1 protein-coding gene is annotated in these 1,805 nt (G+C 69.0%); it reads right to left on the bottom strand.

Features of this window, described 5'->3' with window-relative positions:
- Nucleotides 1-1,805, bottom strand: a 1,805-nt coding sequence (locus IG05_RS0140820) for a 2-oxoacid:acceptor oxidoreductase subunit alpha (RefSeq protein ID WP_030349152.1), incomplete at both ends; no start/stop codon positions are given.

The following is a 1,805-nucleotide window of genomic DNA, read 5'->3' as shown; positions in this document are numbered from 1 at the left end:
TCCGCCTTGAACGGCATGCCGTTGACCTGGTGGTAGGAGTGGGCGTCGACCAGGTACTTCGCCCGGATCAGGGTGGCGAGCTGGCCGAGGTTCATCTCCGGGATCACGACCTTGTCGTAGCCCTTGAGGACCGTGCCGAGGTTGCGGGGGAAGGGGTTGAGGTGGCGCAGGTGGGCCTGGGCGATGGACTCGCCGGCCGCGCGCAGCCGCCGTACCGCGGCCGTGATCGGGCCGTAGGTCGAGCCCCAGCCCAGCACCAGCGTCCGCGCGCCGTGCGGGTCGTCGACCTCGACGTCGGGGACGTCGATGCCGTCGACCTTGGCCTGCCGGGTACGGACCATGAAGTCGTGGTTGGCCGGGTCGTAGGAGATGTTGCCCGTGCCGTCCTGCTTCTCGATCCCGCCGATCCGGTGCTCCAGCCCCGGCGTGCCCGGCACCGCCCACGGCCGCGCCAGCGTCCGCGGATCCCGCTTGTACGGCCAGAACACCTCCGTGCCGTCGGCGAGGGTGTGGTTGGGGCCCTGCGCGAACCGCACCCGCAGATCGGGCAGCTCCTCCAGGTCCGGGATCCGCCACGGCTCCGAGCCGTTGGCCAGATAGCCGTCGGAGAGCAGCATCACCGGCGTGCGGTAGGTCAGCGCGATCCGGGCCGCCTCCAGGACGGCGTCGAAACAGTCCGCCGGGGTCTGCGGCGCGACCACCGGCACCGGCGCCTCACCGTTGCGCCCGTACATCGCCTGGAGCAGATCGGCCTGCTCGGTCTTGGTCGGCAGACCCGTCGACGGACCACCACGCTGGATGTCCACCACCAGCAGCGGCAGCTCCAGCGACACCGCCAGACCGACCGTCTCCGACTTCAGCGCCACCCCCGGCCCCGACGTCGTCGTCACCGCCAGCGAGCCGCCGAACGCCGCACCCAGCGCCGCGCCGATACCCGCGATCTCGTCCTCCGCCTGGAAGGTGCGCACACCGAAGTTCTTGTGCCGGCTCAGCTCGTGCAGGATGTCGGAGGCCGGCGTGATCGGGTACGAACCCAGGAACAACGGCAGATCCGCCTGCCGCGACGCCGTGATCAGACCGTAGGCCAGAGCCAGATTGCCGGAGATGTTGCGGTAGGTGCCCACCGGGAAGGCCCGGGTGGCCGGCGCGACCTCGTAGGAGACCGCGAAATCCTCCGTCGTCTCCCCGAAGTTCCAGCCCGCACGGAACGCCGCGATGTTCGCCTCCGCGATCTTTGGCTTCTTCGCGAACTTCGACCTCAAAAACCTCTCCGTGCCCTCGGTGGGCCGGTGGTACATCCAGCTCAGCAGACCCAGCGCGAACATGTTCTTGCTGCGCTCGGCCTCCTTGCGGGACAGGTCGAACTCCTTCAGCGCCTCCACCGTCAGCGTCGTCAACGGCACCGGATGAAGGCTGTACCCGTCCAGCGAACCGTCCTGCAGCGGATCACCCGCATACCCGACCTTCTGCAGGGCCCGCCGGGTGAACTCGTCGGTGTTCACGATGATCTCGGCGCCCCGCGGGAGATCACCGACGTTCGCCTTCAGAGCGGCCGGGTTCATCGCGACCAGCACGTTCGGCGCATCACCCGGGGTGAGGATGTCATGATCGGCGAAGTGGAGCTGGAACGACGACACCCCCGGCAGGGTGCCGGCCGGAGCCCGGATCTCGGCGGGGAAGTTCGGCAGAGTGGAAAGGTCGTTGCCGAACGAAGCGGTCTCCGAGGTGAACCGGTCCCCGGTGAGCTGCATCCCGTCACCCGAGTCCCCCGCGAACCGGATGATCACCCGGTCCAGACGCCGCAC

Source organism: Streptomyces sp. NRRL S-1022, assembly GCF_000720135.1.
In the GTDB taxonomy this organism is placed as follows: domain Bacteria; phylum Actinomycetota; class Actinomycetes; order Streptomycetales; family Streptomycetaceae; genus Streptomyces.
The sequence above is the reverse complement of the archived record's forward strand: the minus strand, read 5'-3'. Positions and strand labels throughout refer to the sequence as shown.